The sequence below is a fragment of the Myroides sp. LJL116 genome, from assembly GCF_054871685.1.
Genome location: NZ_JBTXLR010000016.1, coordinates 1 through 15,136, shown reverse-complemented (window position 1 = coordinate 15,136; position 15,136 = coordinate 1). Strand labels below are relative to the sequence as shown.

General features: G+C 32.4%; 13 protein-coding genes. 8 read left to right on the top strand and 5 right to left on the bottom strand.

Going from position 1 to position 15,136, the window contains the following annotated elements:
* The first annotated feature begins 42 nt into the window (after positions 1 to 42).
* A complete protein-coding gene (locus tag ACYSNM_RS11200) occupies positions 43 to 222 on the top strand; it encodes a hypothetical protein (RefSeq protein ID WP_461756990.1) in 180 nt (59 codons plus the stop codon).
* Positions 223 to 422: 200 nt separating this feature from the next.
* Here the strand turns inward: ACYSNM_RS11200 and ACYSNM_RS11195 are convergent, their stop codons facing one another.
* Positions 423 to 647 (bottom strand): CDGSH iron-sulfur domain-containing protein, encoded by a 225-nt coding sequence (locus ACYSNM_RS11195; protein ID WP_461754218.1) that lies wholly within the window; start codon positions 645 to 647, stop codon positions 423 to 425.
* Between the two features lie 432 nt (positions 648 to 1,079).
* Positions 1,080 to 2,771: a sialidase family protein gene (locus tag ACYSNM_RS11190; protein WP_461756989.1), complete on the bottom strand. Its 1,692-nt coding sequence runs from the start codon at positions 2,769 to 2,771 to the stop codon at positions 1,080 to 1,082.
* A gap of 403 nt (positions 2,772 to 3,174) precedes the next feature.
* Between ACYSNM_RS11190 and ACYSNM_RS11185 the strand changes: the two genes are divergently transcribed.
* Entirely contained in the window at positions 3,175 to 4,218 is a 1,044-nt protein-coding gene (locus ACYSNM_RS11185) for a toxin-antitoxin system YwqK family antitoxin (RefSeq protein ID WP_461756988.1), read from the top strand.
* 136 nt (positions 4,219 to 4,354) lie between these two features.
* On the opposite strand, the gene ACYSNM_RS11180 is transcribed toward ACYSNM_RS11185, so the two are convergent.
* Positions 4,355 to 4,864, bottom strand: coding sequence for a lysostaphin resistance A-like protein (locus ACYSNM_RS11180; RefSeq protein WP_461756987.1), 510 nt, complete (start codon positions 4,862 to 4,864; stop codon positions 4,355 to 4,357).
* Positions 4,865 to 5,060: 196 nt separating this feature from the next.
* Between ACYSNM_RS11180 and ACYSNM_RS11175 the strand changes: the two genes are divergently transcribed.
* From ACYSNM_RS11175 to ACYSNM_RS11165, 3 genes are all read left to right on the top strand, one after another.
* Positions 5,061 to 6,734, top strand: a complete 1,674-nt coding sequence (locus ACYSNM_RS11175; RefSeq protein WP_461756986.1) for a hypothetical protein — start codon at positions 5,061 to 5,063, stop codon at positions 6,732 to 6,734.
* Between the two features lie 214 nt (positions 6,735 to 6,948).
* Positions 6,949 to 7,659 carry a LytR/AlgR family response regulator transcription factor gene (locus ACYSNM_RS11170; protein WP_461756985.1) on the top strand — a complete coding sequence of 237 codons (711 nt, stop codon included), beginning with the start codon at positions 6,949 to 6,951 and terminating at the stop codon, positions 7,657 to 7,659.
* On the top strand, positions 7,656 to 10,682 hold the full coding sequence (locus ACYSNM_RS11165; RefSeq protein ID WP_461756984.1) for a sensor histidine kinase: 3,027 nt from the start codon (positions 7,656 to 7,658) through the stop codon (positions 10,680 to 10,682). Before ACYSNM_RS11170 ends, ACYSNM_RS11165 begins: the two co-directional genes overlap by 4 nt.
* Before the next feature lie 58 nt (positions 10,683 to 10,740).
* On the opposite strand, the gene ACYSNM_RS11160 is transcribed toward ACYSNM_RS11165, so the two are convergent.
* Entirely contained in the window at positions 10,741 to 11,613 is an 873-nt protein-coding gene (locus ACYSNM_RS11160; protein WP_461756983.1) for a toxin-antitoxin system YwqK family antitoxin, read from the bottom strand.
* A gap of 318 nt (positions 11,614 to 11,931) precedes the next feature.
* Between ACYSNM_RS11160 and pnuC the strand changes: the two genes are divergently transcribed.
* From pnuC to ACYSNM_RS11145, 3 genes are all read left to right on the top strand, one after another.
* Positions 11,932 to 12,531, top strand: a complete 600-nt coding sequence (gene pnuC / locus ACYSNM_RS11155) for a nicotinamide riboside transporter PnuC (protein WP_461754247.1) — start codon at positions 11,932 to 11,934, stop codon at positions 12,529 to 12,531.
* Between the two features lie 180 nt (positions 12,532 to 12,711).
* Complete coding sequence (locus ACYSNM_RS11150) at positions 12,712 to 13,158, top strand: KTSC domain-containing protein (RefSeq protein WP_461756982.1); 447 nt, start codon at positions 12,712 to 12,714, stop codon at positions 13,156 to 13,158.
* Positions 13,159 to 13,400: 242 nt separating this feature from the next.
* Entirely contained in the window at positions 13,401 to 14,927 is a 1,527-nt protein-coding gene (locus ACYSNM_RS11145) for an FMN-binding glutamate synthase family protein (protein ID WP_461756981.1), read from the top strand.
* A gap of 45 nt (positions 14,928 to 14,972) precedes the next feature.
* Here ACYSNM_RS11145 and ACYSNM_RS11140 read toward each other — a convergent pair.
* Positions 14,973 to 15,136, bottom strand: a 164-nt coding sequence (locus ACYSNM_RS11140) for an IS3 family transposase (protein ID WP_461756392.1), incomplete at its 5' end; no start/stop codon positions are given.

Genomic DNA, 15,136 nt, shown 5'->3' with positions numbered 1-15,136 from the left:
GATTTATCTTGTAGTATTACAATAAAATATAAGAAAAAAACTATGGAAAAACAAAATTTCACATCAGCAGAGTCTTTAAATAATGGCGCTAATAGTACAGCAAAGAAAGAATATAATTGTCTAGATAATTACAAATCAATAGAAGGTGTCAGTTTTACTGGAGATGGAGTAGGAGTGCTTTACGAAGGTTCACAGGAAGAATACATAGTACTAAAGAAATAATAGCTACTTCATTGGTATTCCATGCAGGCACTAAAGATTTATAGAGATTATTATTAAAGAGTAAATTGTCTTAGTGACTGTTTTTAATAAAGTAAAAAAATATCCCCCTTATAGTTAGGTATATAAAACCTATCCATAAGGGGGATAATAGTATAAGGTAGAATTCTGTGTTTTTACAAAAAATCATTCCTCTTATAAGTTTATGCTTTTTTAGGAGGTAAGTCAAATGCCTCTGCATTATGAACAAATTGTCCTTTATGAGCACCATCACAAAATGGCATGTTTTTAGACAATCCACAACGACAGATAGAAACTACTGTTCTTCCTTGTAATCCATAAGCATTTCCATGTTTATCTACGATTTCAAAATCTCCTTCGATTTTTACCGATCCATTATCATTAATGGTAAGTTTTGTTTTTGACATATCTATAATTGTATTGAGTTTGAAGCAAAACTAAGGATAAAAAGGGCAGTTTATACATTCGATTAGCTATTTAGAAGCGTTCCTTTTAATGTGCTATTGTAGGTTATTTTGTAGAGTAAGGTTTGGTTTTTTTAGGTAATGGGATAGATAATGAAAATGCTTTATCTCTGTTAATATAGTAAGGTAGTATTTACTAAATGCTTTATGCAGGCTAGCCAAGCTATAGGGATAACCTTAGAGATAAATGATGTGCAAAGAGCAGAGTTTAATCAAAAGCTTACTGATCTTAGTAATCCAATCCAAAGAAGATTATAACATTTATAGCTAGAAGATTACTTAGCTTTTAGCTATAAATGTGTTTTTTGTAAAAAGTAAATACCTAATACTTCTTTAGAGGATTATCTACTTTGAATATTGTATCTAATTCTTAGGTTATCTTAAGTCTAATGATTCTACGGAAATATCTTTTATAAATAAGTTTGTCTGTTTATCGGTGTTTGGGGTAGCAATAAAATGAGCATAACTAATTCCGTGTAAAGAGCTATCATTTAATGGGATAGTTTGTTTTGTCTTTTTGCCATCTACCATTACAAAGGCCCTTGGTTTTTTCTGGTTTAAATCCCAGTGGATACTAACTGTATGCCATTTATCATCGGAAATACCTAAGTCTTTTGGATTTAATTGTATTTCAAAAATATTTTGTGCTTTTGCTACTTTATCAGAAGGGTTAAACCATCTGTCGTTTAAGATTAGGGAAATATTCTCATCCCCTCCCGTTATACGTATGTTAGTGGTTAATACCCCTTTTTTTGTAGCACCAAAATTCCAAAGTGCTCCTCTTGTATCTTCCACTAAATTAGGGTCTTGTTGGTAAGATAAGTGTAAAGTAGAATTGTTTTTATTTTCAGGGTCTAGGCAAAGCTCAACCCCTTGTATGCGGTCATAGCTACAATGTCCTTTAATTCCCTGTATATAATTAAAACTAGTCCAGTCCTGTAAATCATTTTCAAAGTTGTTGTGAAACTTAGTTTCTTCTAGCCACTTAACATCAAATAAAACCATAGCTCTGTGAAGGGAATGTTGCCCTAGAGACACTAGAATTTTGCCAGGCTCTACTTCCAGGAATTGAGCTTGATGCGAGCCTCTATCCACCCCACCGCCAAGGGTTGCGTAGTTAGACTCGTTTCGCATAGGATTGCGGTAAAGTTCTCTAAAACCGATCCAAGTTTTTCCATCGTCTTTAGAAATGGCCGCGTGAGTTACATCTCTATTGGTAAATACATCATCCCAAACACCATTGGTATTTCCAACCTCTGGCATTGGAGTAGTATTACACCAAAGCATAAGTAAACTACCATCGGATAACCTTCCTATGGTTGGCATTGTGATGGTTCCATAAAAAGGGCTTGGACTAGCCTGTGACCAGGTTAAACCACCATCTTTGGAAAAGGATTGATAATGATAATCTAAGGAAGTTCTCATAATCATCCAAAGGGTTCCATCTTTTAACTCTACTACGGTGGGCTCTACAGCGCCATGGTTCCAGCGAATACCTTGGTGAAATCCTCCTCCTTGGTGATCAGGTACTGTAACAATACTCGAGGTTTGCCAAGTTTGTCCATAGTCGTTAGAGACATAAGTATAGCATCCTTTTGGAGATACATCTCCATGTGCAGCTACAATAATGGTTTTCCCTTGATTGGTAAAAACAGGTGGTTTTAGCATAATGGAGCCTCTATCAGCTACTTTACTAATTCGTAAATTCTCCTGATCATCAGGGGACCTCACAATACTATATACCCCTTGCTTACCCATATTTGTAAGGCGAATATACTCTTTAGTAGTTGGGTTTTGAACATCTGCATTAGTCCTATCTTTTGCATAAGGGACTTTATCCCAAGTAAGGCCTTTATCTTTACTAGAAAGATAAAAGGTTCCTGGTAAACTTTGCTCTCCGTAATTATAGTGTCTAATCTCCCCATTTTCTAATTGAGATAAACCAATATAAGCATCAGAGGGAGGCGTAGCCACCTTAATGGGCGCGAAAATTGTATCTAATGGGCTTTGAGAAAATGCTATACTTGAAAATAGTAGTATAAAAGAGAAGCTAAAAAAGTGATTCATACTGTATGGATTGAGTAGGATTATTTACATTAAAATAGAAGGTGTATTACTCCCTTTGGTTAGGTTATATTTTGCTAAAATAACAAAATATAGTTATTATGTATAAGTGTTGTATTGCTGAATTTTGTTATAATAGTTTGTTTGATTAAGGGTTGTTTGTTTTTTTTAGTGTTTTAGTTGGTAAATGGTATTTGTTAACTTAATTAGTAAAACGCTTTAATGGAGAGTGTTGATTAAAATAGACTTATCTTGATGGAGTTAACCTTGCAATAATGTTCATTTCTTTTTTACTCTAAGGACTTAAGGCAACACAAATCAAGGAGATCCGGTAGAGTACTTATAAAATAAATTATTTTAAATTTGAAGGGAAATAGAATTGATAATTAACAAAGCCAAAAAACAGATGAATAATAAATTATGGGTAGTTTTAATGATTTGTATAACCTTAATTGGTTGTAGTGAAAAACCACAAGATCTGGATGATCTAGTATATAGTAAAGAGGGGTTCTATAAAAAAGGTTCATCTACACTTTTTAGTGGTTTTGCCCAAAGTTATTTCGATAGTGGAGCAATTTATGAACAGGTCTATTTAAAAGATGGACAATACGATAGCATTTATAAAGCCTTTTATGAATCAGGGAATCTAAAAACCTTAGAGTATTATAGTGATGGTTTAAAACAAGGTATTTCTAAACAATATGATACCAATGGAGATTTTTTGGCTGAATTAAATTTTGAACAGGGACTAAAACATGGAAAAAATTATTTTTTCACCTCTGGAGGTCGTTTAACTTCTACAGAAACTTTTGCTAAGGATAGAAGAGTTCACGTAGTACAATACTTTCCAATTACTGGAATTAAGTCTCTAGAGGCAGACTTTGATGGGGATGTGCAAGAAGGCTTAAGTATTTTTTATTTTGAAGATGGTGAAATTAAAAGTACTGAGAATTATAAGCAAGGAGTAAAGCATGGGGATTTTGCTTACTATTATGAAAATGGAAATCCTAAAACAAAAGAGTTTTATAAAGATGGACTTCAAGAAGGTTTATTTTCCTTTTTTGATGAGCAAGGAGAATTAAAAAGTAAGGTAGAATATGAAAATGGACAAGAAGTAGGTAGAGAATTTTATCAAGATGGCATCTTGCATGGTGATTCAGACAAGTTTTTTTTGGATGGGAGCCTAAAAGAGCGAAAAATATATGTAGATGGGCAGATGATTCAAAGGTATTCTTACTATAGTAATAGGGTCTTGAAAGACATCGAAAACTATTTAAACGGGCAGTTAGATGGTTTAGTTGAAAGGTATTATGAAAATGGCCAACTGCAAGAAAAGAGTTATTACCTCAATGGGTTTAGAGAAGGGGAGTATATACAATATACCCCTGAAGGAAATATTATAAAACATCATATTAATAAAGGAGGAGTGCTAATAAAGGAGGAGTACTAATAAAGGTAGTAAAAAGCGGGTTGGCCACTTATACTTTAGCTTAAGGTAATTTCAATAAATAGGGGGAGGATTATGTTGTTAATGGACATTTTTCTATATGGATGAGCTTCTATTATCTATTACTAATTAAAACGAATTAGCCTATATGATCCATTACTGTAGTAAATAGATTATATAGAGTGTGTATCACTACTACACATGTGATAGGATATCTCGATGCCTTTTTAAAATATAGATAGGATAAAGAAAATACAAGGCCAAAGAAAAAGGTGATTATTTGGTAATAAATAGAATATTTATGTCCCAATGCAAAAAGTAGACAAGAGGCTGCTAAATAGGTGATAATAAAGCCATAGGATTCCACATTTTTCAGTACCTTCTTTACTATACCATATATTAATACTTGGAATAATAAAGTTTCTACTAAAGGGGCTAATAAGACACTTACAAATATTTCTTGGCCTAAAGAGGTGAATTCTGGAGCGTTTATTTGCTCTTTAGTAAGCTCAAAATAATCCATTATCTTATCTGCAATAAAGCTAATTAATATTACTAAGCCTGTGAAAAATACTATAGCCAAAGCGACTTTGTCTTTAGTATATGTTTTGTTTAAATCTTCACCGTTTACAGGGATAGTTTGTTTCATTAGCTTTTATTTAGTGTAATAAAAAAGAAATTAAGTTCTAATATAGGGTATTTTATTGTGATAATTAAAACTTTAAAAGCGGTACAACTCAATTAGCAAGGTATTTAAATAAAAAACTTATGTATTAGTCTATAGTCTTTTGCTACAACAAGGGTAAACTTATGTTATATTTGAGTTTTCTTTTAAAAGTATTCCTATGACTATCAAACAACATCTTAAGACTTTAAACAAAAAAGACCAACAGACTATAAGTAGCCTAAAGGTACGTGAACTAGAATGTGTAGATAAAGGACATTGGATGGGATTTGTGGATGATAAAGAGCATAGTTTTGATGTTAGTATTTTTCTAAAGGCCAGTACTATTACCGATATGACATGTGACTGTGATGCTTCTAAATCTTCTTGCTTACACAAAAGTGCTATGGTTTTGGCTATTGACAATACGTTAAGCGGACAAAACAAGAAAACTCCTGTATCCAATAAAAAAAGTCCATCGCTTAGGTTAACCCCTGCACAAAAACTTTTACAAGAAAAGGATAAAGATTTAGTGTACGCATGGCTAGTAGAATTATTTGACAAGAATAAAGAAGTAGAACAGCATTTTATATTGCATTTTCAAGATAAACAGGCTATTTCCTATACAACTTCTTCGGTAGAGCAGATTATTGACAAGACCTTTACAAGTGTAATAGGCAAACGAAAAACTGCTGACGCTACTTTGATTAAAAGTCTAGTGGATATGTTAGAATTGGCTCTTGAGCCAGTGCGTAATTACATAGCATTAAAGGTTTATACTAAAGAAGCCTTTGAATTATTTCACACAATTGGAGAACAAGTTAAACGATTTAAATATAGCGTGAGCTTCACAAGTAAACGCACCGAAAAACTGGTAGAGAACATCGCTTTGTTTTATGCCCATTCTCTTTTGAACCTTAAAGATACTTCTCTAGTTGAAAATGCTCTTTTGGTTATATTAGAAGAAGTATTCCAAGGATACGAACAGGATAGAGGAATAATTAACCTTATATTATTAAATAAACTATTAGAATCTCCTTCCAAGGACTACAAGGACTTCTTGAATAAAGAAATAGTTCTTGGTTTACAAAAATTCGGTTCGCAGAAACATTACTTTGAACCAAAACAGGTTATGATGCTTTTAAACTATTTTATTAAAGAAGAACTATTTAAAGAACATTATACTTTGTTTGAGCCAATTACCTATGAAAATAAGTACAATCTAACGTTGATTGAAAATCTATTGGCATTGGACAAAGAACTGGCAAAGAAATATGCTTTGCTTTGTATAAAGAGTAATGTCAAGAGAGAGTATAATGTAGCATACGAAATCATTTTGAAAAAGATTTATGAAGATAGTAATGATTTAGAGGGACAAGCACACTTGGCATTGGAAAGTTTTAGCGCTGAAAGTCATATAGATGATTATAAATTAATACAAGAATTTTTTGGTGGTACCCCAGAGTTTAAAAAATTTCGAAGTCTGACATTTTCTCGCTTGAGAAATAGCTTTTTATATACACCTAATGCCTGTTTGTTGTATTTTCAGATCTTGGAATTGGATTTTGATTATAAAAGAATGATGGAGTTAATTGACCACAAGGTGGATACGGAAGTTGTCTTTCTTTTCGCAGAAGATTTAATGCGTTTTGACAAAGAATTATTTTTAGAAAAAGTAATAACAGCTGGGGAGTTTGGTACTTTTGATATTACCCCAAGTGAGTCCTTAGCTCAGTTTATAGTTGATAATTATGACAATAAATATTTAAGAAGCGAATTGTTGTTTAGAACTAAGTCATATAATAGTCTAAATAAGCATATTGAAAATAAGTTAGTATTAAAGGGAAGTAAGTAGGTGTGTATTGCTTTTAATTATTTACAGAGAATAGCCACTTGTGCATATACTATTTTTTACATGCATTAGAAATAGTAGTTTTAAGAATAAAGTCGCACTATGTATAGCATAATTGAAACAAAATCTTAGATATTGTAGATATTTAGCTATAAGTCTTTAGAGGCTCAGCAAAACTTGGTTATATTTGCCTTACACTTTTACTTACAATTACTTTATGGAAGACTTAACTCTTGTTATCATTGATGATGAGCCTAATAATAGGGCACTGATACAAAAATACATTGAATTTTTATATCCTTTAAACACACATGTTTTTCATTTATGTGACTCTGTACAATCTGCTATACAAATACTAGACAAACATAGGGCTGATATTGTTTTTTTAGACATCGAAATGCCAGGTGAAAATGGATTCGAACTTTTTAAACAAATAGATACAAGTGATTTTGAGGTTGTATTTGTAACAGCTTATGCCGAACATATGTCCTACTCTGTAAATGAGTTAGGTTGTTTTGGTTATATCACAAAGCCTATTGAAAGAGATAATCTAAAGAGTATTTTCAATCGTTATCAGGATAAATACGAAAAAGAGAATTGCTTTCGTTTGATTTCTCACACCAACAATAAACGTGAACTTATTCATTTAGATGAAATAATTTATTGTAAAGGGGAGGGAAGTTATTGTGCTATTGTTACAGCTAAAGAAAAGTACATTCAAAGTAAGACCTTAAAAGATATTAAGAACAGACTTCCTGAGGACAGGTTCTTACGTGTACATAAAAGCTTTATTGTCAATTTAAATCACGTTAGAAATTATAGTAAAGAGCAAAAGCAAATTGAATTAAAAGTTCCATGTTTTGAAAGCTTGGATGCTTTACCAGTTTCTAAGACCTATAAGGATACGTTAGAAAAGCTAATCCTATGAAGTTAAAAAACCTGGTTGTATATTTATTACTCTTATTTTGCAGTCCTTTTTTACATGCTCAGTTTATTTTAAGTAAGCAATATACGTTAAATGAAGGATTGATATCCAATGATATTAATAAGGTTTTTATAGCCTCTAATAGCGATTTATACCTTGGTTCAAGCGCTGGACTAATCAAAAAGCAAATGGCTTTGTTTTTACAAGAGCCAATTAGCAAGGCCTTGAAGTTTAATAATATCTTTGATATCACAGAAGACAAAGATGGTGGTATATGGAGTGCGAGTTATGGACAGGGAGTTTTATACTTAAAAGCAAAAGAGTATAAACTTTTTGATCATAAAACGGATCTAATAAGTGATAGAGCTAGGGCTCTTTTTTATTATAATGACCAGATTTATGTAGGAACTCAAAATGGAGTTTCTATTATTAATACTGTGGATCATAGTGTTATAAGTCCTTATTTTGAGCAAGATAAAGATTACTATTTTGAAGTTAGTGGTTTTTTTCAAACTAAAGGACAAGTATATGCCACTACTATAAATGATGGAGTTTACTTAGTAAAGCCCGATACACTTGAGAAGGTTTTAGATACCAAAAAGATTCTTTCTTGTTATTCGGATAATAAGGCTATTTATTTGGGTACCCAAGATGGCCTATTAGAATTGTCTACAGAGAACTTACAATTGATACATAAATATGATTTAGATAATGTAAGAGATTATGTAGAAATTAATTGCCAGACCTATTTTCTAGCCTCTGGAGCTTACCAAAGTCAAGGAGGAATATTTAGTCTATGGGATAATGAGATCCATAGTTTAAGCTCGCAGTTTTCTTTACCTACTACTGGGTTAAGTAGTATGACATTTGATCCTAAGCATCATTTTCTATATATAAGCAGTAAAAATGCGGGTTTTTTTCAAGTTGATTTAGATGCCCCAGTGCGTCATGAGCCTCTAAAAGGGATAGTTTATACTATTGCTACTGCCAATAAAAAGGCTTTTGTGTTTGCCAAAGATGGCTTAAGTGTCTTTAAAAACAACCAAGTTTTAGATAAAATTGATTTAAAGCAATTCAAAGACTTTCAAGTAAAGAATTCCCATAAATACAGCCAAAGGGCTACTATTAAAGAGCATTTCTTCCCAATTGATTATTCTACCACTTATCAAGAGGTAGTGTTTTATAGTTCGAAAGTTTATAATAATAGTCTTTGGGTGAGTTCCAATATTGGTCTATTTGAAATAGATATGGCAAAAAGTGCTATTATTGATTACTATCCTGTACATACCTATGTGTTTGATTTTTATAAAGATAGTTTGGTAATGGCAGTGCCTTACGGAGGAATTAGGGTATTTACTGATATTAAGAATTTTGAATATATTTATTTCCATCATTGGGATAATGTGCGCTTAAATAAAGAGATATCCAATATCCCTACAGAGGTAGTATCTATGGCTGTAGGAGATAATGGGGTTTATTTTGGAACAGCTTTAAAAGGTGTTTTTCACTATAAAGATGGTTATTTCACCTCTTGGTATGAAAAGGGAATTTTACAAGAGAAGAAAATAAAGAAAATTAGTATAACCCCTAGTGAGCAGCTAATAGTTGCCACTGATTTTAACGATATTTATTCCATTAATACTACTTGGGATATAGAGGTGTTAGAACAGCAAATACCCAAGCCTATTGTTCCTTTTACTAAAGTAATAGGTCATGATATAAGGTTTTTAGAGCAAAAAAAGGATCTTTTATTTGTGGGTACTAACTTAGGAGTTAATGCTTTTGTTGGGGATAGACATTTCTTCTTGGACCAAGAACAGGGAATCTTCGATAGTAACCTTACTTGTGGTGTACAAGGAGATAGTATTCTGTATTTGGGGAGTTATGAGGGGTTTTTTGAGGTAAATACTCTTTTCTTTGGCTCGATGAATTCCTTTGACTTTGACATATCGCTAAGTGAGGTACTTATCAATGATAAAGCTATTGAACTACACGATTCAGATACTCAGCAGAAAACGGCTAGTTTGGTGCTAAATTCAACGCAAAACAATGTGGTGATTAACTTTGTAACTAGGCGATTCGAGTATCCCGATAAGATTAGCTTTCAATATCGCCTTATGCCAAGCGAACCTTGGAAACCTATTAAACAAAGCAATACTATTAGCCTGTTTTATTTAAACACAGGGCAGTACCATGTAGAATTACAGGTAAGTGACTTGGCAAGCGGGCAGGTTAAAGTCGTAGAGCTATTAGAGCTTACTATATCTCCTCCTTTTTATAAAACCTACTGGTTTATTACCTGTTGTTTTATCTTGCTTTTATGTGTTTTAGCCGTTATTTATAGCATTAGGATTTCTATATTAACTAAAAAACAAGAAAAACAACTTTATTATATATCCCAAAAGAATAAGGTACAAGAAAAACAGCTGCTACTAGAGAAACAATTAGCAGATGTAAAGCTTCAAGCTTTACAAAGTCAGATGAATTCTCACTTTTTGTTTAATGTCTTGAGTTCTATACAATTCTTTATCATTAGCAATGATGTGGATAAGGCCCTGTATTATATTGAGCGTTTTGCTAGCTTAATTCGTACAACTTTAACCTATTCGGATTACAAACAAGTTAACTTAAAACAAGAAATTGAGTACATAGAGAAATATATAGAAATTGAAAATATAAGGGTAAATAATAAAGTGAATTTTAAAGTAGAGATGGATGCGGATGCTGAGCCTACTAATATTTTTATTACCCCTATGTTATTACAGCCTTTTGTGGAAAACTCTATCATACATGGATTTAATAATACAGTAACTAATCCTACTATTACCTTAAAAGTAGTTCAATTAGCTCATTCTTGGCGCCTTATATTAACTGATAATGGGGTAGGATTCAAACAAGGGAATTCTACTAAAAGGGTTTCAAAGGGAATTAGTATTATTCAGCGCCGATTGGAGTTAACCAATAACAAAGACTCCTTGCGTATTGTTTCTAGCGACAAGGGGACTACCATAGAGATTGATTTGTAAAAGAGAATATTTCTAGGGGTTTATGTTTATAAAGGGGATAACAGTTTTTTAAAAAACACTAAAAATCCATATTAATAAATTCTTTGGTTTTTTCAACAATCTGCTCCATGTCTTGCGGGTTATCACTATAGAAGATAATACCTTGTAGATTACCATTATTAAAGTATAGTTGACTAGCAAGGTCTTGTTTGGGTGTATAGGTATAAAGCATGCCATTTAGGTTGTCTTTAAACATGGAATACTTGAATTTTAGACTACCATTTGGATAGTAGCCCTTTGTATTGGTTATATCTTTCATAACTTTTTTCTCATAGGCAAATTTACCATCAGGGTAATACCCTTTTGTAAGATTATAAGTCTTGTTTCGATCAAAAGAGTAATTGGTTTTTAATACTCCATTTTCAAAGTAAGCAGAAGTACTTTTAGAAAATTCACCGTCTTTAAATCTTCCTTTAACAGCATATTTTCCATTAGGGTGGTAATACCTAAAAGGGCCATTTAATTTATTGTTTTTATAGACAAATTGATTTTTTTTTAATCCGTTGTGGTCAAAATTAATTTGCTTTCCATGTCTTTTACTATTTTTTAAGACTGCAGTTGAGCTTAATTGTTGGTTTTCGTTATAATAGCGTGCTTTACCATGGTGTAGATTATCTTTAAATCTTGTGGTATACTTAATTTGCCCAGAAGGATAAAAATAGGTTGCTTTTCCAGTAATACGACCTTTTTTAAGTTTTAAAACAGATTCTCTATCTTTTTTGTTAGGGTAAAGTGTATATGCCTTGGAGCTATATGGTTTATTTGTATTAGGATAGTAATAGCGATTTTCTATTTTTTGCAAGGAGTCTAGATTTACGAGCTTATTTTGAGATAATAATTCAGAGGGAATACTAAGTAATAGAGTGAAAAAAAAGTATTGGAATAGTTTCATTACAAAATGATTAAGATTTAAAAAATTAAGTTACTGCTTTTCTTTGAATAATATATTGTTTTACTTAGAAGGTTTGTTGCGTATTTTAGAGTTTTCAAAAATGTTTTTTATCTTTTAAAGACCCCGATTTACTTGAAGATACGTTTTTATTTGTTTTATGGTTTTAAAATAGATTACCTTTAGGCCTTGTTAAAAGGGGTGCTGTTATTTAATTAACGGCTGAGATGATACCCAGGGGTTTTTCCCCACACTTTTTAGATAATGCTAAAAAAGGAAATTACGTAAATCATCTCATCATTTACTTATTTTAAAAGCTATATGATGATTCAAATTATCCAACAAATCTCTCTAGGGGAAGCCTTAGCAGTACTATTTTCCATTGTTCAAGTGACTTTAGCCACAAAAAACAACAGCAACACCTATTTATTTGGTATTGCAGGTATTTCATTAAGCCTTTATGTTATGTTTAGCTCCAAACTCTACGCCGAGTTTGTATTAAATCTTTATTACTTAATTATGAGTATTTATGGATGGATATTTTGGCGTTATGGTAGCCACAAAAAACAAAGTGAAATTTCCACTATCACAGGCAAAGAGCATTATATAGTTTGGGGTATTGTGGTAGGGACTTTCGTACTGTTTTATAATTTCTTGAGGTATTTTACTGATTCCGATGTTCCTATTTGGGATTCCTTAGTAAGCGCCTTTGCTTGGGCTGGTATGTGGCTTATGGCTAAGAGAAAAATTGAAAATTGGATTTTCTTAAATATCAGTAATATCATCTGTATTCCATTAATGATTCATAAAGACCTGTATTTATATGCCATATTAAATGTGTTTTTATTTATAATGGCAGTGATTGGTTACTTTAAATGGCGCCGAATTTTACAAAGTACAAACAGTTTTGTAAAAGCTTAAGCTTTGATTAAAAACCAAGTAGCTTTATACTTTTACCTAAGTGGTGTTTTTGTTAGAAGTAGAGTAGGTTTTAAAAAAGTAGAAATGCAAAATAAAACTTAAATAAATTAATAATGAGGTAGTTATGCGTTTATTTAAAATTTAATTACTACTTTTGCATCCCGAAATAAAAATAGATAAATGAAAAGAGTTGTTGAATACAGAAGACTTTTAGGAGTAGATAAAACTGCTACCTTACAAGAGTTAAAGACTATTTACAGAAATACAATGAAGGATTCGCATCCAGATAAATTTGCTAATGACGAGCAAGGATTGCAAGAAGCCGAGGTTAAAAGTAAAGCTGTAATTGAGGCTTACCACTTTTTAGTAAGTATCAATCCAGAGACTCATCAAAATAATCAAGAAGTATACCAGGCTACTGTAGTAGAATCTGCTATTTTTGATTTTTACTTTGAAAAGCAAGTATTGAAGATTCAACACTTAAATGGTGTTACTTATGAATACTTAGGAGTTCCTAGAAACACTTACATCAAAATGGTAAATGCAGATTCCCCTACACGTTTTGCAAAAAGACATATTTATGGGAATTTTGTATTTAGAAAAAGTGCAGAAGATCAAATGGTATAAGTACCAATTTAAAAAATACTTTAAAAAGGGTTGTTTAGTTGCTAAACAACCCTTTTTATATTTAAGTATAAACTAAAGTGGAAAGATTTATTTGTCTTATTGTCCTTGTTGTTAAGGCAGTACTCTAAGGGGCAGGAGCTATATAAAGTAGATTTATAAGTGAAACAAGGAGCTATATATTCTTTTTGAAAGGTGTTTTTCTCGTATATTTTTGTTAAATTTAGTAGAAAATTAATTTAGATATGAAAATAGCGATTCGTTTTACTGTGTTCTTTATAGTCACAATTGCCCTTATTTTTTTAACCTTCATTAAAACAAGTATAGGTATAGCCTTGATTGTTCTTGGACTATTAGGTATAGGGATTTATGATATTCTTCAAACCAAACGTACTATTCTTCGAAACTTCCCTATAATAGGGCATATGCGTTTTTTATTAGAAAGTATTTCACCAGAGTTGCACCAGTATTTTATTGAGGGAAACACTAAAGGAAAACCAATTAGTAGGAACGTGAGAACTTACGTATATGCTAGGGCTAAATTAGAAAATGAAAACCATCCCTTTGGTACAGAGTTAAATGTCAATGAGGAGAATTATATATGGATGCGCCACAGTATTTACGCTGGTAAACGCCTTAGTGAAGCTCCTCGTAATATAGTGGGAAATCACCAATGTAGCGCTCCTTATAGTGCTAGTTTGTTTAATATCTCAGCTATGAGTTTTGGAGCATTAAGTAAAAATGCTATTTCGGCTTTGAATCTAGGTGCTAAACAAGGAGGCTTTATGCACGATACTGGAGAAGGAGGGATTTCTCCTTACCATTTATTAGGTGGTGATTTAGTCTACCAAGTAGGAACGGGTTATTTTGGATGTAGAACACCAGAGGGAAAATTCTCTGCAGAAAATTTTGCTAAGACCGTTAATATACCCCAAGTAAAGATGATTTCTTTAAAGCTTTCTCAAGGAGCTAAACCTGGGCATGGAGGAATCTTACCTGCATCTAAAAACAACGATGAGATTGCTAAAATTAGAGGAGTAAAGCCTCATACTACTATTTTCTCTCCTCCAAGTCATACGGCTTTTTCTAATCCAATAGAAATGATGGAGTTTATCGCGGAGTTACGCCGTTTATCAGGTGGTAAACCAGTAGGCTTTAAACTAGCTATAGGAAGTAAAAAAGAGTTCATAGACATTTGTGAGGCAATTATTCAAACTGGTATTATTCCTGATTTTATCACCGTAGATGGGGGAGAAGGAGGAACAGGAGCTGCTCCTTTAGATTTCACCGATCACGTAGGTATGCCATGGGAGGAAGCTTTGTGCTTTGTAGTAGATACCTTAAGAGGGTATGATTTAAAGAAGCACATTAAAGTAATTACAGCCACTAGAATCTTTACAGCCTTTGATATCTTCAAAGCTCTTTGTATTGGTGCTGATATCACCAATTCAGCAAGAGGAATGATGTTGGCTATTGGATGTATACAAGCTCTTAAATGCCATACCAATGAGTGTCCAACAGGTGTGGCAACCAATAATGCCCGCTTGGTAAATGGTTTAGTCATTACAGAGAAAGATAAAAGGGTATATAATTACCACCAGCGTACTATCTCAGATTTTATGGATCTACTCTCAGCTGCAGGATGCCAGAGTATTCAGGATGTGTCTAGGGATTTTATCTATAAAAAACTACATGATAAAACCTATAGTTTCCAAGAGATTTACCCAGATGTAGAAATAGGAAGTTTATTAAAGACTTCCACAACTAACTAAAACAAAGACCCTTTAATTGGACTGACCCCAAAAAGTTGGACGAAGTTATGCAATCTTTTTAATATAATGAGCTCGGTATTCTACCGGGCTCATTCCATTTAAATTAATACGTATTCGCTCGTTATTATAATATTTTATATACTGTTTTATTTCCTGTGTCAACTCCAGTATGGAGTTGTATTTCTTTAGATAAAATAGTTCTGATTTCA